We start from the raw sequence: 24,274 nt of genomic DNA, 5'->3' as shown, positions 1-24,274 counted from the left end.
TATCTCACTGAATGCCACCACGTCCTCGTTTTGACCGTCGCGCACCCGTCAGGGAGCTCCCCAACATTAATGACCGCATCAATTATCCCAAGTTGCGGGTCGTTGACGCAGACGGAACTCAGCTCGGGGTGATCAACAGGGAAGAAGCCCTTGATGTAGCAAAAGATAGGGAACTCGATCTGGTGCTTGTCAGCGAGAAAGCGGATCCACCCGTTTGCCGAATCATGGATTACGGCAAATTCAAGTTTGAGCAGGAGAAGAAAGCCAAGGAAGCCAAAAAGAAGTCGCATCAGACTGAAGTCAAAGAAGTCAAAATGCGCTACAAAATCGATCAGCACGACTACAACGTGCGCATCGGCCAAGCCGTGCGATTCCTCAAGGCTGGTGACAAAGTCAAGTGCACCGTTATCTTCCGGGGTCGGGAAATTCAGCACACTGCCCTGGCGGAAACGCTGCTACGACGTATGGCAAAAGACCTGGAAGAACAGGCCGAAATTCAGCAAGCTCCTAAGCGTGAAGGTCGGAACATGATCATGTTCCTTACACCGCGCAAAACACCGCTGATCAAAACAGATAAGGAAAACCAAATCCCTACACGTGCGGTTCGCACCATCACAGCCCCACCTCGAGCCACTGCTGCTGCCAAAACACAGCTCAACAAGGATCAATAAATCCCTAACTTCAGAGAAATCAAGCACCTGCTAGTGCTTGAAAGCAACCTGAACCACCAAGTGTGTTCTGGTCGATCAATTCAGAGGGGTCGACCCCTCTGAATTCCCTATAGCAACAACGCTTTTTCAAAAACCTGCTCTGTCCAGTCCAAGCCTGGATAGCCCGCCTACACATCTCGCCAGGCAGAGAGTCGACCGGACCAAAGAGATTTGGCCACTCTCTTTGCAGCCAGGCAAAACATTCGACCTGAGAGCAGCAACAAGGCGGGCCTGTATGCAAATTCTTTAAATGAGCTCAAAAACAAACCACTGTCAGGCGCAGCCATGCCAAGGCCACAGTGAACTGTCACAGCATCACAGGACACACGCGCGATTGTCATGAAGGCCTCCTGCTCTTTAAGGTGGCCGCATTGCAACCTGGCCTACCGGCGTGCGATTCCATATTCAGCAGGAAAGCGACATTCCGGCTTCGGCCCAGCTTTACAACCAAATTTGTTTCGCAATCGCCGCACGTCATTACCCACCTGGCCACAGACTGCCCAGCACTCGCCAGTTAGCCATGCAAACTGGCCTTCATCGCAACACGATCAGCAAGGTCTATCGACAGCTGGAAACAGATGGGGTCGTCGAAGCCATGGCTGGTTCAGGTATCTACGTGCGCGACCAGCAAAAGCCACGCGAAATCAAAACCCCTCCCCATATTCGCAATCGAGGCACCCCTGACCTTGACCAGGAAGTGCGCAAGTGCGTCGATGGTCTGCTCAATGCTGGTTGTACTCTCCAGCAGACTCGAGAACTATTAACCCGCGAAATTGACTGGCGCCTTCGCTGCGGGGCGAGAGTGTTGGTAAGCACTCCGAGGGAGGATATTGGCGCCTCCATGCTGATTGCAGAAGAACTGGAGCCCCACCTTGATGTTCCAGTTGAAGTGGTACCGATGGAGGAGCTGGAAAGCATTCTTGAAAGCTCAAGCAACGGCACTGTGGTAACTAGTCGCTATTTCCTGCAACCGCTGGAAGAACTAGCTAAACGCCACGGAGTTCGGGCCGTCGCAGTTGACCTCAATGACTTCCGCCAAGAGCTCGCCATGCTTAAGGAGTTGCGGCCCGGCAGCTGCGTGGGGCTGGTAAGCATCAGCCCAGGGATCCTACGAGCTGCCGAAGTAATCCTGCACAGCATGCGCGGCAATGAACTCCTGCTCATGACAGCAACACCGGATGTAGGCAGCCGCTTACTAGCCCTGCTCAGAGCAGCCAGCCACGTGCTCTGCGACCGCCCCAGCCTGCCCCTCGTCGAGCAAAGCCTGCGCCAAAACCGTTCCCAATTGATACGCATGCCCCAACTTCACTGCGCCGACAGCTATCTCAGCACCAACACGATCGAACAACTGCGCAAGGAGATCGGCCTGCTCAGCACCTAATTCAGCTCACTAATCTGGGCAAATGCTCACAGCCATTAAGACCGACCTAGCCATCATCAAAGAACGAGATCCAGCAGCCCGAGATCTGCTTGAGATCCTGCTTTGCTATCCGGGCTTTCAGGCCTTGACACTGCATCGAATCAGTCACCGGCTTTGGCGCTCCGGATTACCTTTGCTGCCACGACTACTCAGCCAGATCACACGTGCCCTGACTGGCATAGAGATCCATCCAGGCGCCCAGATCGGTCACGGAGTATTCATCGATCACGGCATGGGTGTTGTGATCGGCGAAACAACGGAGATCGGCAACCGCTGCCTGCTCTATCAAGGCGTAACGCTCGGTGGCACAGGAAAAGAGCACGGCAAACGCCATCCAACCCTGGCAGAAAACGTGGTCGTTGGAGCGGGCGCCAAAGTTCTTGGCGCAATTCACGTGGGGGCCAATACAAGAATCGGAGCCGGATCAGTTGTTGTGCGGGACGTTGAAGCCGACAGCACGGTTGTGGGCATCCCAGGGCGAGTGGTGCATCAAAGCGGTGTCCGTATCAATCCATTAGCCCACTCAGCACTACCAGACGCAGAGGCCGATGTCATACGCAACCTGATGGAACGTATCGACCAACTAGAAAATCAGGTGACAGCTTTGCATTCTTTCCTACAAGAGCTAAGTACTGATCGTGTTCCTCAAAATCTTCAAACCGGACAAGCTCAAAACCTCAAAGACAGAGAAATCATTGAGTTCCTAGGGGATACTCCCAGAAGCTTACAGTAAGTTAGACAAGCTATTCAATAAAATCAAACATTCGCGGCCTCTTGAGCAGGAGCAGGCTGGAACATAAACATCGAATAAATCACATTACGACGCATATTTGCCATCATCTCGAGAAACATATCGTAGCCCTCATTCTTGTATTCAATGAGCGGATCTTTTTGCCCATACCCTCGTAAACCCACAGATTCACGCAGAGCATCCATCGCCTGCAAATGTTCCCGCCAAAGTGTATCGATCTGCTGAAGGATAAAGAAACGTTCTGCCTCCCGCATCAGCCCTGGTCGCTGCTGCTCAATCTGACCTTCCTTAATGTCATAAGCATTGCGCAGTTGCTCCTGAAGAAAAGACTTAAGTTCCTCCATACTTAGCCCGTGCAACTGCTCAGGCTTTAGATCCTCAAGCAGGTAGACAAATTCCTGAACCTTGCTAACCAGTTGGCCTAAATCCCATTCTTCAGGGGGCAAGTCAGGGTTCACATATGCCTCAACAACGTCGTCCATTGTTCGCTCTCCATAACCAATCACCTGCTTCTTGAGCCCGCGACCCTCAAGCACACGGCGACGTTCGGCATAAACGGCACGACGTTGATTGTTCATTACCTCGTCGTACTCAAAAACCTGCTTACGAATGTCGTAGTAGTAGGTTTCTACCTTTTTCTGAGCCCCCTCTAAAGAACGGGTCAGCATGCCCGACTCAATGGGCATGTCCTCCTCCACGCGGAAAGCATTCATCAACGAAGCCACCCGTTCTCCTCCGAAGATGCGCAATAGGTTGTCTTCCAAAGAAAGGAAAAAACGGGTACTACCTAAATCCCCCTGGCGGCCGGCCCGACCACGAAGTTGATTGTCAACCCTGCGAGATTCATGACGCTCTGTACCAATCACATGCAGACCACCTGCTTCCCTCACTCGAACCTCCTCCTGGGTCACTACCACGTCGTATTCAGTCTTTACTCTTGCGATCGACTCTCTTAAGGCAGCAATCTGCGCATCATCGGTAGGTGCTTTTTCAGCAGCAGTGGAGATGCGATCCTCTAATTCGATCACGCTCAGTGCCCTATCTCCCCAAACCTTCACAAGCTCACGAGCTAACTCCGCAAGGAACTGATCAGTGTCATCAGTGAGCGAGCAAGGATAGAGACTCCCGATTGCACGGGCCTCGCTTAAGACATGGCCGTGAGATCCATTCGAAGCAGCGGCCTTGGCAGCGGCGAACCCACCACCTGTCTCGGCAGCCCTCTGCAATGGCACTGGTGGACGATGACCCTCCTCAGGCCGCACCAATCTTGGCAGCAAAACCTCACGCAACTTTAGGCGAGCCATGTAATCGCTATTTCCGCCAAGGATGATGTCTGTCCCACGGCCAGCCATATTTGTGGCAATCGTCACAGCACCTGCACGGCCAGCCTGAGCCACGATCTCCGCCTCACGTTCCACATTCTCCGGCTTGGCATTCAAAAGATTGTGGGGAATCTCTTGTTCTGAGAGCAGGGAACTCAACAATTCGCTTTTCTCAACACTGGTCGTGCCAACCAGAACAGGCCTTCCCTGCTTATGAATTTCGGCCGTCTCGTTGGCCACGGCTCGCCACTTGGCTGATTCAGTCTTATAAACCTGATCCACCCAATCCGCACGAGCCCGAGGCTGGTTAGTAGGGATCACTGAAGTCTCAAGTTTGTAGGTCTTTTCAAACTCCACCTCCTCGGTCTTAGCGGTGCCGGTCATGCCAGCCAAGCGGGGATAGAGCAGAAAGAAATTTTGATAAGTAATCGAAGCCAGAGTCTGAGTTTCAGGCTGAATCGCTAGCTGTTCCTTGGCCTCAATCGCCTGATGCTGTCCGTCGCTCCAGCGCCGGCCTGGCATCACACGACCTGTGAACTCATCAACGATCACAGCTTCACCATCGCGCACGATGTAATTCACATCCCGAACAAACAACTCCTTGGCCTTCAATGCATTGGTGATGTAATGGGCCCAGGGATCAGCGGGGTCAAACAGATCCCTCACTTTGAGGTTCTGCTCAGCCTTGGCAAAGCCTTCATCTGTGAGTGTGCAACTGCGTTGCTTCTCATCAACCTCGTAGTCACCCTCAGGATCAATGCCATCCTTACCTTGTTCGGCAGCCCGCTCGAGAGCAGCGGCCACATCTGCAGCCTGCTGATACTTCTCCTGGGGACGCTCCACCTGTCCGGAAATGATCAAGGGAGTACGCGCCTCATCGATCAGGATCGAATCCACCTCATCGATGACGCAGTACTGAAACTCCCGCTGAACCACGTCACTCAGATCGGTGGCCATGTTGTCACGCAGGTAGTCAAAACCCAACTCTGAATTGGTTGCATAGGTGATATCGCAGGCGTAATTGCGCCGCCGTTCAGCAGGGCTCATGTCCTGCTGGATCAAACCAACACTGAGACCGAGAAAACGATGCACCTGGCCCATCCATTCAGCATCGCGCCGTGCCAGGTAATCATTGACCGTAACAACATGCACCCCCCGGCCAGTGAGGGCATTGAGGTAGCTAGGCAGAGTCGCTACAAGAGTCTTCCCTTCACCAGTCTTCATCTCACCAATCTGACCCTCATGCAGAACCATGCCGCCAATCAGCTGCACATCGAAATGACGCATGCCGAGCACCCGTTTAGCAGCCTCACGTACAACAGCAAAGGCTTCTGGGAGCAGCTCATCAAGTAAAACTCGCTGCTTAGGAAAACTGACGACAGTCTCAAACTGCTGGCGAAAATCGGCCGTTTTAGAGCGCAGCTGGTCATCGCTGAGCAAGGCGATGTCCTCTTCGAGGATATTGATGTCAGTAACGATCGGCTGGTAACGCTTCAGCTTGCGGGCATTGGGATCACCCAGCAGGAGCTTGAGCATGGAAGGAGGCAGTCGAACTCATCTAGCCTATCTACAGCCACTACAAAGGCAGCTCTCAAGGCATGTTCGCAAAGTTCTGGCAGTCAGCAGAAGCCGCAAGAACGACAATTCAGAGGTAGTTCTGGCCAACCTTTGAGAAATCATTCGGTTATCGACTCAATCAGATGGATCCTGATCAATCAGGAAAGCCCGTTAAAAAACCCTTGGAACTCCACATCGCAGGTAGCTGAGAACCAACCATCGAGCTATCGACGACAAAGGATGCTGGCAAAGAAAACCTTGGTAGACTGCTAAGTCAGAGAAACGAGTAGGGCTCGAAGAGGCGTATCCAAGATCCAATCCCGAACAAACAAACTTCTTTCTATCCTCAGACTGGTTAGCCCAGGGCAGGAAAGGTACCAATGTGCCATACCTACGTAGAGGTGTTGAACGCCAAAGCAGCAACTCTTGCAGCAATAGCTGCAAGTTCCTCAATGCCAAAAGCTACGGTAGTGCGATAAGAATCAAAAATGGGTAAATCTGAAGCCACCAAGTAGAACAACTGATCTCAACCATGAAGTGATCAGTAACATTTTATAAGCACTTAAAAATAAATCACAACATGAGCACATCCTCGAACCTAACAATTACGCTTTGCATAGTGCCCTAAGTAAAGCTCACAAGCCTTCTGATAAATAGGGATTGAAGCAAGCATCTACCCAGAAACATCAAGGCCACAATCTTATTAAAGTAGATTACAAAACCTCTCCAAGCTCCCATCAAAAATATAGCCAATCATTTGAAATCACATGCCTTACGAATGATGATCATTTCAAGCAGCCCGATGGTAATAACATGAGACAGGAAAGATCTACTAAGCGCTTATAATCAGCAACTAATCCATGGCTATGGTGAACGATTTCTTCCCGTCCATCAGTTGGCTGATGCCTCTAGCGCCTAGCGAGGCTCCAGCATTACTGAAAACAACATTGGATTGCCTAGAGAAACAAACACTGCAAGCGCAGGAGCTGATCATCGCTGCTGACGGTCCATTACCCCTCGATCTTTGCCAGGTCATCGAATCCTGCCACCTACCAGTAAAATTAAAGCAACAAGAGCAGCCTCAAGGAATAGGCGCGATGCTTGAAATTGTAGCGCCTTGCTGCAAAGGAGATGTGATTATACGTATCGATAGCGATGATCTATATGCAGCCAATCACACAGAAGTAATGGCATTGAGTTTAATAAGTAGGCCAGGCATAGGAGTTTTAGGTTGTCAGCTTTTAGAGTTGGATACAAGCCGGTGTTATCAACAGTCTGTGCGCAAAACACCAACATCAAAAAGTGATGCTCAGCGATGGCTGCCTTGGCGTAATCCACTCAATCACCAAACAATCGCGATCCACCGTCACGTTCTGGTCGAGGCAGGAGGCTATCGCCATACGCCTGGCTTCGAAGATTGGGATCTATGGATCAGAGTCGCAGCTGCTGGCTACGGAATCGTGAATCTTGCGAGCTGCACAAGCGCAGCTCGAGTCAACGATCGGCATCGAAAGCGACGAAGAGGTCTTCAATACATCCTGCAAGAAGTCAACTTTTATGCACTGCAGGTAAGAGAAGGAAAGATCAACCCTTGGATAGCCATCATTGCTTGCCTGAGCAGGCTGCCTTGGCGTCTACTTCCTGCAAGAGCATTGCGATGGTGGATGCAAAGCAAGTGGCGAGGCTCACCAACGTTCGATACTGCCTGGGTCTCCGAGTTTGTTCCTAAGGGATCTAGGCCACAATCGATAAGGTAGTAACAACAATGGCAATGAAAGTAGAAGAGCTTGTAGGTAACTTATGGAGATCAAAGCGAGGTGCATATGCATGCGCCAACAGTTCAAGCCAAGTCTCTGATCACCATAAAAATGCTGCACTCGCAGACACTTAGCAATATTGCGTTGCCAATCGGAATGCAAGAGCAGCTTCAACAATGCAGATCGATTTTGGGCATCAATGAAGCCACTGAAACTCGCAAGAGTGATCACCATCTCAAACCAAGTCGCTGCCTTGGGCCACGAGGCATCCGAGATGCCATGTTCGACTGGCTGCAACTTTGAAAACATCAGCTTGGCATCATCCTGAACACAAGCCTGCAAAGCCGGGAACAAGTGAGAGATTTTGCTGGAATAACCAAGATAAGCACTAGCCAAATATGGTCTATAAGACTCAGAGCGGAACAACCAGTTTGATATTAAGCAGAGATTGTTGAAAGCATCAGGATAGTCACGAGGAGAGAGCTGGTCTACATAATCGCAAAGTCCTGATGAAACACATGCAGGCTGAAAACCAAACAAACTTGAATCAAACTTCACTGCAGCGATGTCGCCTCCAAGTGAGGCAATCATTTCCTGAATTCGATCAGCCGCTCCAAAGTTAAACAAGTCATCATCACCGACAATCATTAACCAAGTGGTAGTGCAGCATTCAAAAGCACGTAAAAAGTTGACACCGGCAGATAAATTTGCTGAATTGCAGCGATAAGAGATATTATCAGGCAGATTCGCTTCACCAGTCATTAATGCCTTAGCCAAAGGGCCTTCAGGGTCATTATCAGAAATTACAATTTTAGCGAGATCAACAATCTTAGTCTGAATAACATTATCTAACAGCTGTTGCAGTTGCTGTGGTCGACGAAATGTTGGGATCCAAATTGTTAAAATCTTATCTAGGTTACTCATTTCGAACTATTTAATATTTTAAGCAAACTTAAAGTTAGGCTCCGAATAATCAAGTACAGCCTGGCACATCCAAGCTTATGCCAAAGCTGCCATGCAGGAGTCAGTAGATGAATGGAAGCCAAACAATTGGCAGTATCGTCAAGCATCTGTAGCGCTTTGCCAAAATACCGGTGAAGCCAGTATGGAGATTTAAAGCTGTAAGCGTACACGTCTAAAAAAGATGAGGACAATGACTGGCCATCTTTAAGAGCTTGAATAGAGCGACTTCGCAAAATAGTTCGACGGTATCGATCAATCGTATCAAGAGACTTTTGATTAACTCGGTATGCCATCGCCTCAAGAGGCTCTGGGTCCGCCAGAAAATATTTACAGAAGTCTACTGATGATTTATTTTTCGCAATCAAGTCTTCGAATCTCAACCGAGGCAGGGGGGATGAGTCTAACAAACGCTGAATAAAATAACCTGGTGAAGCAGTAATCAAAGAGGAAAGATCTACTGGAAAGTCACGAAAACAAGAATCAGGGAATGGATTGGAAGTTAGGTATACAGGCAAACCTAGCAAAGCAGCCTCAAGATTTAAGTTCGTCATCGGATCACAACTAATTAAGCCTCTCGAATTGACCAACAACTGTATAAGTTCAGATTTTTCAGAAGGAAAGGATCGAGTAATTATTGTTATCTTGTAATCCAATAAATGTCTATGTAGGCTACGAGGCAAAGACTTTAGCCTGCCTTTACCAGAATAGAAAAGCACCTGCTTATTCAGCGAGTTTTGATGGCGATGTTTAATCAGTTGATGCGCAAAAAAAACATCAAGTTCCGGTTGTAGAAAAAGATGCTTTATTTGTCCAGGCAAAGCAAACTCAGAGAAGGACAATAAGTAATCGCCAATCCTTATATCCGGGCAAAAATCAGTCAATACACCAGAAGGAGCGAGTAACCACCAGATGATTTTTTGGAAATAGGGGCGCAAGCTTTTTACCAAAAACTTTGGTGCCGATTCCGGAACCATCAAGATCGACGCTGGCACCTCAGATGGATCAGCAATGAATGAAAGACTTTTGTATCGAATAGGAAGATTCTGATAATACTTCCGAAAGAATGTTAGGGGCTTAAAAGGAAGAAGGTGAATCTGGCAACCTGCAGATTGCAACTCCAAAGCCAATGTAAGCATACAAGCATGACCGTTACTACGAGCATTGATCTCGGTGGGGATCAACATCACCAAAGGCCTGTGTACTGGCTTAGGCATGAGTGAAAGCTGACGAGCACTTTTACTTTCATACAAGCGCTTGGATGGATGCAGAGGTGAACTCAAGAAGTGATGAACAAATAGCGGATGAGCTGTATTGCCAAATTCACGCAAAGAGCAGCCAAGCCAGTATTCAAAATCGAACCGAAAATCAGGAATCTCTGACATCCACTGATCTGAGCTCATTGCAACTAAAGAGTGCCCTCTTTTTTGAAACAGTTTCTCGTATTCTTGAGCACTCAAGCCGTAAGCCAATCCAACCCAAGTGCTTGATATACAACAACATCTAAAGCTCTTCTCTATCAAGCAACTGAACCATGAATCTGATCTCGCATTGACTTGCTGCACTATTGATTCGAAACCGATCAAAGCCTGGCTAACAACGTCAGAACAAAGCAACTGGACAGCCGGCGAAGGAAGATCCACACTGCGCGTATGAGAATAAGACGCAAAGTTATTGATGTAGTCAGATTTTGCCAATCCTTGAGCCAATGGAATGTAAGTGTCATTAGACAAAGGCAAGTTGGCATAACCTGCTGAGATACAAATCTCAGGCTCTTGAATGCTCAAACAGGGGAAAGTAATCACCTGCCAACGAGATGAGCTCTCAAGCCAAGGAATCAAGCTTGAATCAAACTTATCCAATAGCTTGGAGCCAATCTGCAGAACAAGTAAGGGCTTATCATCAGGAACAGTACTATTAAGTTCTAGACATGAAACGAGGCTAACTTGCAAGCCATCAGCAGCCTCAACAGGTGAAACTGGTGAAAAAATGTTAGGTGGCTGTACAAGATATATTTGATCAAAAAGAATGCCTGAACTTTGAATCGATTGAAGCGTAGATTGCAAGTAACTATCCATCCTCAAGTCGCCGAGAAGCAAAATATTGCAGCGCCTTATCGAAGCACCAGAACCATCTTCACTACGATCAATCCCAAACTTATAATGACTAGCTGATTGCTGGTCTAAAGCGACACGAGTAGTCTCACCTCGATGCTGATATGCGTCATCCAAAAATTCAATGGCTTTCTCTAGCAACTGTTGCTTAGGAGTCGCAGAGGATGCAACAGAATGATCTGAAAGGCGCCATGCATAAAGAGGCAAAGGCAAGTATCCAACCTGTTGTGGAGTCAATAGCTTGGTCAAACGAATATAAAATTCCCAATCTTGAATGCCGTCATATTTTGAGTTCATGCCACCACAAGCTTGATACAAATCAATCCTAATAACTGTAAGATGAATTAAATAGTTAAATTCCAACAGCACATCTGGGTTCCAAGGAAATTTTGCGATGTATTGAGATCTACTCCCATCATCTGCAAAAGCAATATGGTCACTATAAAGAAAGCCGCACTCCTCATGTTCACTAAGGTGACGGTTAACGAAAGCCAGTGCTGCAGGATGCAAAAGATCATCTTGGTCAACGATGGCGACATAGGGAGTCTGCAACTCCTTCACGGCAAGATTCAATGCTGCTGAAATACCTTGATTAGTAGGCTGATGGATTATTCTTAGCCAAGAATAATCATCAGCTAACTGTTCTAAATATTTCCTCGAAGCTTGAGTCGAGCCATCGTTGACCAGCAATACATTAAACCGTTGATCACTTTGCTGTTGCAAAGAAAGCAACAACTGTTCGAATTGATCAGGATTAGGGTTAAAGCATGGAACCAAGATCGAGACCAAATAGCCTGACGGATAATCACCGTCCAGATCATGGGCTTGCAAAGGTCCGCAGTTCCAATCTGCGACAATTCCTCTGACTTCCTCTGGCAAATCGTCGCAAGGGAAAGGAGGCCAAAGCTTTGAGAGATCAGTTCGTTTCACCATCAGACTTCAGTAGCTAATTGAGACTTAGACAAACCATTAAACGTGTCAATCACCTGCTGCTCCATCGTCATTGGCAATAGATTTTGCTCATTCATTGCAGTCAAAAATGGTTCAGACTCTGCGATATAACTGTTGGGCAGCGCAGCCTGGTCAACAGTGGATTGCACAGGAGGCAAGTCGTAAAGACGAGTAATGAGGATGGCAAGGTCAAATAAATTGGTTGTGCAACTCGTCGCGGCCAAAATATTGCTTAGGTTGTCAACATTATTATTGAATAGCCATCGCCAGGCAAAGGTGGTGATATCACTTGCATTGGCATAACTTCGTAGAACAGGGTTGGGTGAAGCCAAGCGAATCGGTTGCTGGCGAAGAGCTTTAAGCAAAAAGTCCCCCAATGCAAATCGACCAGGTTCACGAATAAACCGGCCCGATAGTGCATAGAGGCGCAACACCAAGCTGGTTGGTAGCAAGCTCAACAAAAGCTGCTCCTCTTCCCATTTAAGAACTCCATAAGGGTCTGATGCAAGATCGGGCCCTAACTCCTGATCATGAACAGCGGCAGCTCCAGATGAAATCACGACAGCACGAGCATGAGGGGAAGCTGTTAAAGCCGATGCGACCTGTGCAGTAATCCAACGATTGGTTGCCACGTAATCATCCAGACCCACTTGTTCAACACGATCTCGTGTCAGGAAAGCTGTGTGCAGAACAGCGCTCAAAGATTCAGAGGCTGCCAGATCTGGCAAGTCCTTGAGAGAGAAAACAGGAATACTGAACGGAGCTAAATCTGTATAGCCAGTGGACAGAATCGATCCAGAGCTGCTGGCAAATAGGCGGACACGGTCCAAAAAATTGTCCGGTGCCAACAACCTTTGCAACTCATGGACAGCGGTGCGACCAACCCAACCAGTCGCTCCTGTCACCACAATGATGCAATTGTCAGGCAAAGAACTGCTCATCTATCAATAATCAACTCAACTTTGCTCTAAAACCTTCCAGCGACTTTCGAGCATTTGGATCCGAGTCTGATCCTCATGATGCATGACTCCATAGTAATCGCGCTTATTGAGAAGCCAAAGCAACTCAAAATGCACAGCCTGGCGTAAAGCATCGGGCAAATTCTTCTCACCAAGCGCTGCAGCCTTAAAAACAACCTTACGAGTTTCGAAGCGATCAAGATGAACATTATTGAATCGCCTCAAACTCACCAATGCATCACTAGACACAGCCCCTCCGACAACAAATTCGAGGCCATGATCCTTGCATAAGCGAGCGACCGCTTCACCCGCGGAAGTGACCTGCTCTGTTTCAATTCCTTCTCGCCCAAGCCCTAACGATCCACTGAAATCAACACGACCAAAGACAACACCATCACAACCAGGATTCTTTGCTGCCAATTGAACCATAGCTTCAATATTGTCAAAAGCTGTCGATGTCTCAACGTTAAACAAGAACGTCACGTCTTCAAGTTCAAGATCTGAATAGATCTTCCCTTTGGCTGCAATATATTTCGAGAGTGCATAAGGTGTTTCCACCATGGGAGCAATGATGTACCTCACCCCAAACTGTTTGGCCTCAAGCAAGTCACGAATAGCCTCACAGCCACCAATCTTCAAAGCCAAGCCAACATCAGCCTTGTTAGCAATTTCCAATAGACGCAATAACTCATCAGTTCGTGTTCCTTCCGCCTCAAATTCAGCCTTGGCTGCTACGACGCCAAACTCATCGCGTCCTTGGCGCAGGATATCAAGCATCTTGCGCTCATGAACATTCATGCCAAAAGCAATCCAGAATATAATTATTCTATCACAAATAACATCGCTGCAAGGGAGTTAAGAAGCTTTTTTTGGAATAAAACGTGTTACCAAAGCCTCAAGCTCTTGATCTAAATCCGGACTCATTCGATGCAAGGGATTTGATTCCATGCTGCCATTAGCACTAATCCGACTAGCGATCTTAGGAGAATATGTCTGTTCAGGATGCAATGGAACCAAAAAAAGAGCAGGGCCCTGGTGATTCCACAAATGATCAAACCGTTCAGCATCCCACCAATTCTCATCTAACTCAAAGCAATCAATCCCATAAGCCTCGGCAAGCTTTGACCAATCAGGAAAGCCTAAACCCGAAGAAACATCACAACCCATATAAGCGCCATCAAAGTAATTCTTTTGTGTCATCCTGATAGATGCATAACCATTATTACAAAAAAGGAACATCTTTAGATTGAGATTATTCACCGCCACAGTTGCTAACTCCTGAAGATTCTGGGTGAATCCACCATCACCCTCGACTAGCACTGTACGCACATCAGGGTCAGCAATCGATGTTCCGATAGCACCTGATAGGCCATAACCCATGCTCGCTAACCCCTTATCGGTAATCATCGTCTGACCCTGCTGAAGCTCAAAAGCCTGCATCATTACAGTGAATGCTCCTCCACTGCTACAAGGAACAATGTGATCAGAAGCATTGCAAAGCTTGGATAGCTTAATCACCATCTCAAAGGGATTGAGATAACCAACAGGTGTGATGTTGCAGGCTTCAGAAATAGGCAATCTGGTTTTGACATCAGAGCAGTAAGAAAACCAATCAGGGTGACTACCTAAGTCATAACTGAGCAACTGTTGAATAAAATCATTAGCATTCCCTTCAATGGCTAGATGAAGTTTTGGATTGGCCTTAGCCAGCTCAGCTGGATCAATATCAACCTGAATAACTTTCCCAGCTGGCACAAATTCTTGCCAATTAAAGCCTGTCTGCTGGAGCCCAAGACGGCTGCCAATCGCAACCAAAAAATCTGATTGCTGAATCAGCAGATTGCTATAGCGCTGTCCCCATGTATTAGGCCTGCCAAAATAATTGGAATGCTCTGCACCATAGCGATCGGCTCCATTCCACGTCGTCATTACTGGCAAACCAAGAGAAGCAAGCTGAGGCTCTAACTGCTGAGCCGTTACACAAGAGATCCCCCCTCCAAGCAGCAAGACAGGACGCTCAGCCGCAGCAATAGAAGCTGCTAATGAATGAACCATGTCACTGTCGATGACAGGGCCAGCGTCATCAACCTTGTTGCTATTGGCTTCATCGATGCCAGCGACCCAAGCATCAGGAACTTGCAAGGCTTGAACATCAAGTGGAAACTCTAGAAATACAGGGCCAGGACGAGCCTGCCAGCCTGAAGATACTTCGGCCAAAAATGCTTGTTGCTCTAATGGTTCTCGCAAGCAAAGGCTCCTTTTGCAAACGGGAGCGGCCATGGCAACACCATTCACCTCCTGAATGCCCAATTGGCGCAAACCAGATGAAGCAAGATCCGCCACTTTCGCCTGACCACCAAGGAGGAGGAGCTCTCGGCTTTCTAACCAAGCCCCAGCGAGGCCCGTCAGAGCATTGGTTAATCCAGGGCCTGCTGTGACCAGAGCAATGGCTCGCCCCTTTGGCTTTGCTACCTTGCCAGATGAGATGGTTGCATTGTGATACTCAGCAGCCACAACTGCTGCAACTTCATGAACCACAGGCACACAAATCATCGTCTGCCTAGCTGAATTGAGGAGGTGCATAATATTGCCACCCGCCACAAAGTAACAATGGCTATAGCCACTCCGTTTAAGCCATTGAAAAACAACATCAGAATATTTCATCATAATCGATTGGCCAAAGACTTTTCATCTGATAGTTCATCAGAAACAATAAGCAAAACCTCTTGCATCGCCTTCAAGATACGAGCCAACGAATCATCATCGGATCGCAAGCGAATCTCCTCAACACCCAATCCAGAATCAGCCAAAGCCGTAGGGACAATCAAGTGAAAATGCCCTGGAGAATGTTTCTTGTCAGCCCGAAAAGCTTTGACAAAAACATCGGCATCAAAGACAGTCAATTGCTCAAGCAACAAGATCGGCTTCAGAAGATTCATGCAATGTTCCCATAGCAAAGAGTCGGTTATCTCTGTACCAATAAATCGTATGGCTGCCATCATCCCAAGACCTACTGCCAAGCCATGGGGAATGGCAAAGGCTGTTGCAGATTCAAGGGCATGGCCCCATGTATGGCCAAAATTCAGTAAACGCCTCTCAGCCTGATCAAATTCATCTTTTTCGATAAACCACTTCTTAACGGCCAAAGTTGCATGAAGCAAGTGAGCGAGTTCTTCTTCTGTCCAAACTCCAGCAACAACTGGAGATGCTAACTGCTCATAATTCGCGAAAGTTGTCTTGCCTCTACAAAAAGAAATCTTTGCAGCCTCTGCCGCTCCACCTGCTATCTCGACCATCGGTAAAGAGCGGGCAAAAACTGGCAAAATATCAATACGGCGCGGCGGATGAAAGTTACCGACAAGATTCTTATAAGGACCAACATTAATAGAACTCTTGCCACCTAAGCAGGAATCAACCATGCCCAAAAATGTAGTTGGGACGTAACTCCAATCAATTCCGCGCATATATAAAGACGCCACAAAGGTTGCAATATCTTGAATAACTCCACCGCCAATCGCGATGAGATGAGAGCCACGGCCAAGGCCTGCTTGCTTGAGAGCGATAAACACATCAATGGTGGCAGGCAGTGCCTTGGCATCCTCATTCGCCTCAATCCAAACCACAGGGACATTTGCAGGCAATGGCAGGCGATCACGAAAAAATACATCGACCAAAAAGGCGTCAGCTTCAAAGCAACATTCGCTCAAATCATTGAGATCCGAAAAAGCAACCTTGTAATTGGCGTAGGAGCTTTGGATATCGAGGGTCAACGGATCAGCCATAACGATTCTCAAGAATGCTTCACACCAATGAACCCAGCATCAACTGTAAGGAACTGACCTGTGATCGCCCTGTTGGAGGAATCCGCCAAGAACGCTACGGCAGAGGCGATGTCTGACGGTTCAGCGAGGCGACGGAGTGCTGACTGATCAATAATTCCTTGAATCTGCTCAGACGACATGTTGGCGCGAGTCATCGGCGTATCCACTACTCCTGGCAGTACCGCATTAATCAAGATGCCCCGCTCACCAAGATCAAGCGCACACGATTTAACCAAACCATGCAAGGCAGCCTTGGAAATCGTGTAGGACATTTTCCCAGGTCGACTTTCTTTCTGCCAAATCGAGCTGACGACAACCAGGCGGCTACCAGCAAGTAATTTTCCAGCTTTCAATAAAGCCGATAGACTTGAGGCAATAAATACCACATTGGATTGCCAGAGACGCTCTAGATCTTCTAAATCAAAATCAGCAATCACATCGCTACAGTTCAAGCCATGTGCCCAAATCACGACATCCAAAGAAGGCAAAGGAGAAAAGTCACTTGCCTCTTGTGGTCGCTGATAGGCAACCTGCAGATGATTGTTGATGGCATCATCAGGCCCTGAGCCAGCAGTCAAAACACGAAAGCTTTTCTGCGTCATTACCTTTTCAATTGCAGAGCCTAGAGCGCCGCGCGACCCAAACAGAAGAGCATTCCCACTCATGAGATCGCAGTATTGCGTTGGCTAATATTATATTTTTTCTCCTCAACAAAAGCAGAAATCAAAGCCAATTCTCGATCGATCATTTCCTCTGAGAGGCCTGGATAAGTTCCTAGGAACAACGCTTCTTGCATCAATTGATCTGCTCCTGGCATCTCAGGCATAGCCAATCGCATGGCATCAGGTCGATCCCTCCGCAATTGCACAAAGGCAGGCTGCTTTAACAAATTCCCGCCAAACAACATCCTGGTCCCCACTCCATTTTCGGCAAGATGGCGGCCGAGCTCTGAACTGGTGAAAGGCGCCTCTGGGCGAACAAGAAGCAAAAAGCCAAACCAGCTGCAATCAGTGCTTGCTCCACTACTGTCCCAAGCGAAAGATCCACTAGAGGATTCAAATCTCGTGGCATGTGTCGGCAGGCAAAAATTAAAGACATCACTCAAGTGATCTAATCCCTGTCGTAATCGCTGCCAATTGCGTTTACGCATCTCAATAAATTCTGGCAAGCGACGAATCTGAATGCGGCCGATTGCAGCCTGAGGATCTAGTGGTTTGAGGTTGTAGCCAAAGTGGGAATAAATGTACTTATGGTCATACCCCTTAGGAAGTTCACCCAATTGCCAGTCATATCGCTTGGAACATGTGTCATCACGTCCACTTGCACACCAACAGTCACGACCCCAATCGCGAAAACTTTCAACGATGCGCCTCAGTAAAGAACTTTCCACGATGTTGACTGCTCCCCCTTCTCCCATCGTTAAGTGATGGGGTGGATAAAAACTCTGAGTACTGATATCTCCCCAGGTCCCTGTCCAACGAATCACATGGGCATCGCCAGCATCTAACCCAGGACTGTTCTGATCAAATCCAAGCTCTTCTGCCTGCTTTCTCCGCATGGTGTAACTGCATCCAAGGGCATCGCAGTTGTCCTCAATGAGCCATAGATCATGTTGACGACAAAATGACAACACACCTCCCAAGTCAAAGGGATTACCAAGTGCATGAGCAGCCATCACGGCCTTGGTTCGCCCAGGAACAAAGGCAGCTTCAAGCTGATCAACCTTCAAATTGCCTGTTAAAGGATCGTTATCAATAAAAACAGGAATACAACCGTTCTGAAAAATTGGGGTCACGGTCGTTGGAAAACCGGCCGCACAAGTGATCACTTCATCACCGGGCTGCAGCCTCTTCGACGCAGGGAGCAAATGTGATGTCAGCGCAGACAAGGCCAATAGGTTGGCCGAAGAGCCTGAGTTAACTACTAGGCAAGCCCGAACCCCCAAAAAACCAGCGAGTTCTTTTTGAAAGGCCTCTCCCTCATTGCCAAGCGTGAGCCAAAAATCAAGAGTGCTGCTGACTGCAGCCTCCACCTCATCTTCAGTAAAAACACGGCCTGCATAGGGAATGGATCCTCCTTTGGAATCAAAGGCAGGTCTTAAGGGGTCTCCAGCTGGACGAAAAGCGCGATGAGCAGATGCTGCATAACGGCGCGTCAATGAAAGGATTTCAGCTTTGAGAGCTTCGAGTTCTGCTGGACTCGCCATTGATTCAGCGCTAATGGGAACAGACAACAACAGCAACCATTACTGAGGGCAAATTATCAGCCCTGCACGTAGCGATCGATCTGTTCAAGGCACAATTGGCGCGCATCTTCTCCAGCATGAAAGCGGCGATACCAATTCACCGTTTCCGCAATCGTGACCTCAAAACTCCAACGAGGGCTCCAACCAAGCTGGTGAAATGCTCGATCGGTGGTTAGATCTAGGCGCCCAGCTTCATGATTAGCCTTGGGATCGGATTGATCAAGCCATGATCCAGGCCAATGACTGAGGATTTCTTCTACAAGGTCTGCCACTGGCCGGTTGGCGCTTCGTTCCGGACCAAAATTGAAGGCGGTCGCAAGATTGGGATTCTCTTGCAGCTGCTCAGCCAAGGCGAGATAGCCACCCAGAGGCTCAAGCACATGCTGCCAAGGCCTTGTCGATTCAGGCGCACGCACGACAATTGGCTCTGCCTTGATCAGAGCACGTATGGCATCAGGAACAATACGATTTTCAGACCAATCACCACCGCCAATCACATTGCCTGCGCGCGCTGAAACCAGCTTCAAATTTGGCACTTGATGGGGTAAGAGACCACAAAAACTTGCTCGCCAACTCGCAATCGCAAGTTCTGCTGCTGCCTTACTACTGCTGTAAGGATCATGACCGCCGAGGGGATCATTCTCCCGATAGCCATAATCCCACTCTTGATTGTCGTAGACCTTGTCGGTGGTGATCATCACCGACACACAGGGATGATCCAATTGACGCAAAGCCTCGAGCACATGGCAGGTACCAATCACGTTGGTCTTCCAGGTCTGCAAAGGTTCTCGATAACTTCTGGTCACAAGCGGCTGGGCAGCAAGATGAAAAACCACCTCGGGCTGAAAGGCGCGCAGCCGCATGACTAGATGGTCAGCCTGCGCCAAATCAGCGCGCTCATCGCGTGACAGCGCGGCCGCAATCCCAAGGCTGTCGAATAGGGAAGGTCCACCAGCCTGGTCTGGATCAAGGGCATAGCCTTCCACTACCGCGCCCCAATGCAGCAACCAAAGAGCCAACCAGCTGCCTTTAAAGCCTGTGTGACCACTGAGCCAGACGCGTCTGCCACGCCAAAAATCTGGATTCCAGCTCTCAGCCATCACCATGTTTTCCATGGGGCGCGATCATCCTTCCAAAGTTCTTCAAGCAGCTGACGATCGCGCAGGGTATCCATGGGTTGCCAGAAGCCATGGTGCTGAAATGCATTGAGTTGGTCTGCAGAAGCGATAGCTGGCAAGCAATCCCTCTCCCACACGCTTTCATCACCATTGATCGTGTCCAAAACCTCTGGCTCCAGAACAAAAAAGCCACCATTAATCCAAGATCCATCACCCTGTGGCTTCTCCTCAAAACCCAGTACCCGCCCCCTTTCAAAAGCAAGCGATCCGAAGCGACCAGGAGGCTGAACAGCGGTGAGTGTGGCCCAGCGACCCTCAGTGCGATGGAACTCAATTAAGGCCGTTAAATCCACATCAGCAACTCCATCACCGTATGTAAAACAAAAAGATCCGCCATCTAAATAAGAAGCAACCCTACGCAAACGACCACCGGTGAGAGTTGATTCACCAGTGTCAACCAGGGTGACTTTCCAAGGCTCAGCATTCTGCTGATGCACCTCCATTTGATTCGTACTCATATCAAAGGTGACATCACTACTATGAAGAAAGTAATTAGCAAAGTATTCTTTAATCACATAACCTTTGTATCCACAGCAAATCACGAAATCATTGATGCCATGCTGCGAATAAATCTTCAGAATATGCCAAAGAATTGGGCGGCCTCCAACCTCAATCATCGGCTTTGGTTTGAGGTGCGTCTCCTCTGAGATCCTCGTACCTAGCCCACCAGCAAGAATAACGGCCTTCATTGTCTAGACCCAAAAAGGCATATCGTAGCGAACGCGCTTCAGCCAATAGCAAACTATCCATATTAAAATTATATTCACAAACAGCGTCGCAAACTCGGCCCTAAAATAAACATCTCCATCGATCAAAGCTGTACGCAAAGGAGCAAGGGCCCGATAGAAAGGGTTGATATCTGCAATTAATTCCATCTTACCTAAGCCCTCTTTCTGATACAGGATTGGAGAGAGCAAAAAAGTTAATTGCATCAAGATCGGCATCAGCTGAGCCACATCCTTAAAGCGAGAGCCCAACACAGCCATCAAAACCGTTATCCAAAAGCAAAAAAGCAACACATTAATGAGTGGCAACCAAACACTTGTCAATGCATGCAGCCACAACACCGGCTTAATAAATAGGATCGGAATCATCACAATCGCCAAACTCTGTGCAAATGTCTGAACCTGAAAAGCCCATTCCTCAAGGCAATAAAAAATTGCTGGCAGAGAATTATTGATCAACTGATCACGACGCATAGAAAACAGCGTGCAGGAACTAATCACAGTCAAGCTAATAAAACCCCAGATCGTATAACCTAGTCCTAGATAAACAACATAGTCCCAAGGATTGGCAATATTAAAAACCGCGCCATACACTGCTCCCAAAAGAGCCACACTCAAAAGATTGCTGAGTCCTAGCCAAAAGCTGCCAAAGTAAGTGCGGCTAAATCGCGCCAAGGTTCGCAGCCAGGCGCTATACCACCAAGCCCGAGCCGTGCGCAACACAAAAATAAAGCCAAAACCTTGTGCAGGAGAAGTTTCAAGAAGAGCTAGCTGATCTTCAACACGAGGCACTCTCATGATGCAGTCACCCCTTTTGAGTAATGAGTCAAAGCCTCATGCAAAGGCCCATCGAAGACCACCCGACCATGATTAAGAACCAATCCCCTGTTGCAAAACTGACTCAGCAACTCCACCGAGTGAGACGCCAAAATCAACGTGCCCACCTGACCAAGAAATTCACTCAATCGCTGACGAGCACGAGAAAGGAACCACTGATCCCCTGCTCCAATGCCCTCATCGAGGGCCAAGGCCTCATGGCGAAAAGCAGTTAACAAGCCAAATTGAAGACGAGTTTTCATGCCGTCGCTGTAGGTACGGATTGGTAGATGAATAAAATCCGCGAGCTCGGTAAATTCCACAAGTTGATCAAGAAATTGATCAAAACCATCAATGGTGTTTCGACTCAATAGGTACTGAGCTCTTGCTGCATGACGACCACTGAGGTCAGTATCGACCCAGAAACTTTTATTAATCAGCGGGGCAATGTGTCCATTACGCCAGATGCGCCCCTGGCTTGGTGCATAGACATCAGCAAGCAAGCGCAACAACGTGCTCTTTCCTGCGCCGTTATGACCCAACAAAGCGACCCTGTCGCCCTTTTGAATGGTGAAGTTCAAGTCAGAAAGAGCTTGAACCCTTAAGCCGCGAGTACGGCTGCGATTGAGCAAACCCCCTGTAAGCCCGCCAACGAAAGCCGACTTCAGGGAGCGACTGCCCACTCCATCAACAGGAATGTCAAGACAAACATGCTCAAGTTGAACCAAGGGATCGTTGACTGCACTAGTCAGAGGAAAACCTTTCTTGATCCAACAAATTTAGCGGCCGTGGTCATCTGGTTCCAGTTGTGCCACCAACACAAGTCAACCAAGGATGCCGTTCCTTGAGCAGATGCTCCAGCCCGCGCACATTGGGTAAAGCCGTGACCGCCGTCATCGAATCTTGATGCACGCTGTAGCGGCCAAGGGGATTAGGGCATTGAACCCCAGTCCAACCGGCATCAATAAAAGAACAGCAGAAGTCATAGTCTTCCCAGCCGCCTGGAATGTGGACATAACCGCCAACCTCTTGCCAGGCCGAACGCCTGATCAACGCCATCGCATCGACAGCATTGGAACCAGCAAAAATCGACTGTTGCCAAGGGCGCCCCTCGCCTTGAAAACCCTGCGGCGAGGCCATTGGCGGCACTGTGAGCAACAAGGGGTGCACAACTGCAACCTGATCATCCACGCACTGAGCTAAATGATGAGATTGCTCAAGAGCACTTGGAGCTAAAGGGTTATCGGCATCCTGCACCCATACCCATGCAGTTGTCGTTGCAGCGAAGCCCGTATTGCGAGCAGCTGCCAAGCCACCATTGTGCTGATGCTGGAGCAATCGAACACTGCAGAAGCAATCCTGATGTTCCACAAGCCACCGTTCCACCCTTGCAGCACCCAAATCGGTGGATGCGTTATCAAAGACGAATTAACCATCAGCTGCAACGCGCTTGCCATTCCAGAAGCAAGCACTACCCCAGTTCAGGAGCCAACACAACAGCTTCCTTCATGCTGAAGCTTGCAAGCGCCTTAATGGATGGGCTCAAACCAACGAGGATCTGTGAGGCCAAGCTTCAACTTTGCAAGCCGTAGAAGATCCTGATGACTATCCTTCTCCGCCAACTCCAAAGCACGGAAAGGTTGATGTAAAGCTTTAACGCCAAGAAATTGCAGGAAAGCTGTTCGCTGAGGATCAGGGTCCAGCAAGCCTCCATGCCGCGAAACCCCCCAATCCAACGTGCCAGCTTCTTTGTCGAAGCCAATAAAGATTGATCAGCCAATCACCAGAAGAAGCTATCCGTTCCTAACGGTGCAAGTCCTCAGCATCCTCAAATACATGAAGCCTCTCCGAGGCAGATTCTTCAATGACAAGTTCATCAGGCAAGTCATTGTTGGAGGAATTGGTGAAGATGCCAGCAAAGACTGCTGAGGTTGCAAACGCAAAGCAAATAAAGAAGCTTTCTCCTTGCCAAAAAGATTTAAGTTTGCCAGCAGTTCCTGCAAGGCGCTTGGGGACAAACCAAAGTTCTGCGGGCCACAATCCTCGGTGATTCCAAAGTTGCAGCCAATCGACCAGGGCAACGGATAAGAGCGCCGAGCAGCAATACTCCCCTAAGGCCGCACCATAAAGATTGCCACAAGAATGTTTCAGGCCTGGATCCGTGGGATCCCCCCACAAACAGCTACAAGACAATGGACAACTCACTCAACCGCACCAAATCCAGGTGGCCACTCCCGAAAACTGCACAAAAGGAGGATCAGCTTCAGGTCTCATTTGGGGATGACGGCGGCACAAGCTCATACTGAATCGAGAAAACTCTTGAGATCATTGAATATTTCCTGGCAGGAATAATTGTTCTCCAAGTTCCCCTGCAACATCAACCGATAGGACTCAGCGTGATAATGGTCAAACTAGCAAGTGAACGTAATATGACCAAGCAATAGGAAACATTGTCGATTTCAATGGCTAGACCATCATGAGGAAGAAAACAAATTGAAGCAACCTAGCTGCCAAGCCTGCTTAAAGCAGATCAACAACACCCCTAAAGAAAGGCCAACCACATCCCCGAAATGGGAGAAACTTTCAGAAGAACAGTAACAGAGATCAGTCTTACTCGAGCAAAAATGATCTCCTTTAATATATTAGAATAGCACAAAACTTCAAAAAGAGAGTCCAAATGCTGAGCGCTAACTCATTAACAATGGCGCCACATAAGATCAGCTGTAGATAATTATTGAATGTAAATGCTTCAAATAATAGCCAGAAAAATGCAGCCAGCGATGAACAAAGGCATATGCAATAATTGGCTAGCAATAGCAACACCAAAGACGCTCTAGAGCCGCTAAAGAAGTTAAACTACAAGGATGCCAATTATCATTCTACTGAGTGAAGCGGCTCAATAAGCTCTATTCACAAAGCCAATCATGATGGCGCATTCTAACAAGAGTCAGCCAACGATCCATGAAGAGAAGCCTTCAAATCATCGCT

21 protein-coding genes and 1 pseudogene are annotated in these 24,274 nt (G+C 48.3%); 6 read left to right on the top strand and 16 right to left on the bottom strand.

Annotation, left to right across the window (positions count from 1 at the left end):
* The first annotated feature begins 11 nt into the window (after positions 1–11).
* Positions 12–671 carry a translation initiation factor IF-3 gene (infC, locus tag SIB66_RS04310; RefSeq protein ID WP_011129498.1) on the top strand — a complete coding sequence of 220 codons (660 nt, stop codon included), beginning with the start codon at positions 12–14 and terminating at the stop codon, positions 669–671.
* Positions 672–838: 167 nt separating this feature from the next.
* On the opposite strand, the gene SIB66_RS04305 is transcribed toward infC, so the two are convergent.
* The gene (locus SIB66_RS04305; RefSeq protein WP_236070072.1) at positions 839–1,051 is read right to left on the bottom strand and encodes a hypothetical protein; all 213 of its coding nucleotides are present in this window, start codon (positions 1,049–1,051) and stop codon (positions 839–841) included.
* Between the two features lie 50 nt (positions 1,052–1,101).
* On the opposite strand from SIB66_RS04305, the gene SIB66_RS04300 reads away from it, so the two are divergent.
* A complete protein-coding gene (locus SIB66_RS04300; RefSeq protein ID WP_063405629.1) occupies positions 1,102–2,091 on the top strand; it encodes a GntR family transcriptional regulator in 990 nt (329 codons plus the stop codon).
* Positions 2,092–2,113: 22 nt separating this feature from the next.
* Positions 2,114–2,863: a serine O-acetyltransferase gene (cysE, locus tag SIB66_RS04295; protein ID WP_063405628.1), complete on the top strand. Its 750-nt coding sequence runs from the start codon at positions 2,114–2,116 to the stop codon at positions 2,861–2,863.
* A gap of 23 nt (positions 2,864–2,886) precedes the next feature.
* Here the strand turns inward: cysE and secA are convergent, their stop codons facing one another.
* The gene (gene secA / locus SIB66_RS04290) at positions 2,887–5,739 is read right to left on the bottom strand and encodes a preprotein translocase subunit SecA (RefSeq protein WP_063405627.1); all 2,853 of its coding nucleotides are present in this window, start codon (positions 5,737–5,739) and stop codon (positions 2,887–2,889) included.
* Positions 5,740–6,662: 923 nt separating this feature from the next.
* Between secA and SIB66_RS04285 the strand changes: the two genes are divergently transcribed.
* Both SIB66_RS04285 and SIB66_RS04280 read left to right on the top strand, forming a co-directional pair.
* Complete coding sequence (locus tag SIB66_RS04285) at positions 6,663–7,517, top strand: glycosyltransferase (protein ID WP_413681409.1); 855 nt, start codon at positions 6,663–6,665, stop codon at positions 7,515–7,517.
* A 111-nt stretch (positions 7,518–7,628) separates the two neighbouring features.
* Positions 7,629–7,820, top strand: coding sequence for a hypothetical protein (locus SIB66_RS04280; RefSeq protein ID WP_236073640.1), 192 nt, complete (start codon positions 7,629–7,631; stop codon positions 7,818–7,820).
* Between the two features lie 300 nt (positions 7,821–8,120).
* Here SIB66_RS04280 and SIB66_RS04275 read toward each other — a convergent pair.
* The 14 genes and pseudogenes from SIB66_RS04275 to SIB66_RS04210 form a co-directional block, all read right to left on the bottom strand.
* Positions 8,121–8,441 (bottom strand): annotated as a pseudogene (locus SIB66_RS04275) (glycosyltransferase family 2 protein); the annotation flags it as partial.
* Positions 8,438–11,470, bottom strand: coding sequence for a glycosyltransferase (locus SIB66_RS04270; protein ID WP_413681408.1), 3,033 nt, complete (start codon positions 11,468–11,470; stop codon positions 8,438–8,440). The pseudogene SIB66_RS04275 and the gene SIB66_RS04270, both read right to left, overlap by 4 nt.
* A gap of 53 nt (positions 11,471–11,523) precedes the next feature.
* Positions 11,524–12,483, bottom strand: a complete 960-nt coding sequence (locus SIB66_RS04265) for an NAD-dependent epimerase/dehydratase family protein (RefSeq protein ID WP_063405624.1) — start codon at positions 12,481–12,483, stop codon at positions 11,524–11,526.
* Between the two features lie 15 nt (positions 12,484–12,498).
* Positions 12,499–13,299, bottom strand: a complete 801-nt coding sequence (locus tag SIB66_RS04260; protein ID WP_063405623.1) for an aldolase/citrate lyase family protein — start codon at positions 13,297–13,299, stop codon at positions 12,499–12,501.
* 57 nt (positions 13,300–13,356) lie between these two features.
* Complete coding sequence (locus SIB66_RS04255; RefSeq protein ID WP_063421423.1) at positions 13,357–15,165, bottom strand: thiamine pyrophosphate-binding protein; 1,809 nt, start codon at positions 15,163–15,165, stop codon at positions 13,357–13,359.
* A complete protein-coding gene (locus SIB66_RS04250; protein WP_236070070.1) occupies positions 15,165–16,070 on the bottom strand; it encodes a 3-dehydroquinate synthase family protein in 906 nt (301 codons plus the stop codon). The genes SIB66_RS04255 and SIB66_RS04250 overlap by 1 nt, the downstream gene beginning before the upstream one ends.
* 221 nt (positions 16,071–16,291) lie before the next feature.
* Complete coding sequence (locus SIB66_RS04245) at positions 16,292–16,924, bottom strand: SDR family NAD(P)-dependent oxidoreductase (protein ID WP_236070069.1); 633 nt, start codon at positions 16,922–16,924, stop codon at positions 16,292–16,294.
* 59 nt (positions 16,925–16,983) lie between these two features.
* A complete protein-coding gene (gene rfbH / locus SIB66_RS04240; RefSeq protein WP_236073644.1) occupies positions 16,984–18,555 on the bottom strand; it encodes a lipopolysaccharide biosynthesis protein RfbH in 1,572 nt (523 codons plus the stop codon).
* A gap of 29 nt (positions 18,556–18,584) precedes the next feature.
* A complete protein-coding gene (rfbG, locus tag SIB66_RS04235; RefSeq protein ID WP_413681407.1) occupies positions 18,585–19,673 on the bottom strand; it encodes a CDP-glucose 4,6-dehydratase in 1,089 nt (362 codons plus the stop codon).
* Positions 19,667–20,434 (bottom strand): glucose-1-phosphate cytidylyltransferase, encoded by a 768-nt coding sequence (rfbF, locus tag SIB66_RS04230; protein ID WP_063405618.1) that lies wholly within the window; start codon positions 20,432–20,434, stop codon positions 19,667–19,669. The genes rfbG and rfbF overlap by 7 nt, the downstream gene beginning before the upstream one ends.
* Positions 20,435–20,437: 3 nt before the next feature.
* Positions 20,438–21,145 carry an ABC transporter permease gene (locus SIB66_RS04225; protein ID WP_413410263.1) on the bottom strand — a complete coding sequence of 236 codons (708 nt, stop codon included), beginning with the start codon at positions 21,143–21,145 and terminating at the stop codon, positions 20,438–20,440.
* Positions 21,146–21,264: 119 nt separating this feature from the next.
* A complete protein-coding gene (locus tag SIB66_RS04220; protein ID WP_063405616.1) occupies positions 21,265–22,014 on the bottom strand; it encodes an ABC transporter ATP-binding protein in 750 nt (249 codons plus the stop codon).
* A 64-nt stretch (positions 22,015–22,078) separates the two neighbouring features.
* Positions 22,079–22,672 (bottom strand): glycosyltransferase family 2 protein, encoded by a 594-nt coding sequence (locus SIB66_RS04215; RefSeq protein ID WP_236073651.1) that lies wholly within the window; start codon positions 22,670–22,672, stop codon positions 22,079–22,081.
* Positions 22,673–22,859: 187 nt separating this feature from the next.
* The gene (locus tag SIB66_RS04210; protein ID WP_413681405.1) at positions 22,860–23,048 is read right to left on the bottom strand and encodes a hypothetical protein; all 189 of its coding nucleotides are present in this window, start codon (positions 23,046–23,048) and stop codon (positions 22,860–22,862) included.
* A 399-nt stretch (positions 23,049–23,447) separates the two neighbouring features.
* Here SIB66_RS04210 and SIB66_RS04205 point away from each other — a divergent pair, with 399 nt between their 5' ends.
* Positions 23,448–23,570, top strand: a complete 123-nt coding sequence (locus SIB66_RS04205; protein ID WP_413410262.1) for a hypothetical protein — start codon at positions 23,448–23,450, stop codon at positions 23,568–23,570.
* Positions 23,571–24,274: the final 704 nt, after the last annotated feature.

This window comes from Prochlorococcus sp. MIT 1318, from assembly GCF_047304505.1.
Taxonomy (GTDB): domain Bacteria; phylum Cyanobacteriota; class Cyanobacteriia; order PCC-6307; family Cyanobiaceae; genus Prochlorococcus; species Prochlorococcus marinus_D.
Note: the sequence above shows the minus strand (reverse complement) of the source record. Positions and strands in the feature narration are given on the sequence as shown.

What these genes read in the sequence shown, in the direction of transcription:
- SIB66_RS04245 (WP_236070069.1), bottom strand. Translation starts at nt 16,924, where the DNA reads ATGACGCAGAAAAGCTTTCGTGTTTTGACTGCTGGCTCAGGGCCTGAT.
- rfbF (WP_063405618.1), bottom strand. Translation starts at nt 20,434, where the DNA reads ATGAAGGCCGTTATTCTTGCTGGTGGGCTAGGTACGAGGATCTCAGAG.
- cysE (WP_063405628.1), top strand. Translation starts at nt 2,114, where the DNA reads ATGCTCACAGCCATTAAGACCGACCTAGCCATCATCAAAGAACGAGAT.
- secA (WP_063405627.1), bottom strand. Translation starts at nt 5,739, where the DNA reads ATGCTCAAGCTCCTGCTGGGTGATCCCAATGCCCGCAAGCTGAAGCGT.
- SIB66_RS04280 (WP_236073640.1), top strand. Translation starts at nt 7,629, where the DNA reads ATGCTGCACTCGCAGACACTTAGCAATATTGCGTTGCCAATCGGAATG.
- SIB66_RS04260 (WP_063405623.1), bottom strand. Translation starts at nt 13,299, where the DNA reads ATGAATGTTCATGAGCGCAAGATGCTTGATATCCTGCGCCAAGGACGC.
- SIB66_RS04265 (WP_063405624.1), bottom strand. Translation starts at nt 12,483, where the DNA reads ATGAGCAGTTCTTTGCCTGACAATTGCATCATTGTGGTGACAGGAGCG.
- SIB66_RS04255 (WP_063421423.1), bottom strand. Translation starts at nt 15,165, where the DNA reads ATGAAATATTCTGATGTTGTTTTTCAATGGCTTAAACGGAGTGGCTAT.
- SIB66_RS04285 (WP_413681409.1), top strand. Translation starts at nt 6,663, where the DNA reads ATGCCTCTAGCGCCTAGCGAGGCTCCAGCATTACTGAAAACAACATTG.
- rfbG (WP_413681407.1), bottom strand. Translation starts at nt 19,673, where the DNA reads ATGGTGATGGCTGAGAGCTGGAATCCAGATTTTTGGCGTGGCAGACGC.
- infC (WP_011129498.1), top strand. Translation starts at nt 12, where the DNA reads ATGCCACCACGTCCTCGTTTTGACCGTCGCGCACCCGTCAGGGAGCTC.
- SIB66_RS04305 (WP_236070072.1), bottom strand. Translation starts at nt 1,051, where the DNA reads ATGACAATCGCGCGTGTGTCCTGTGATGCTGTGACAGTTCACTGTGGC.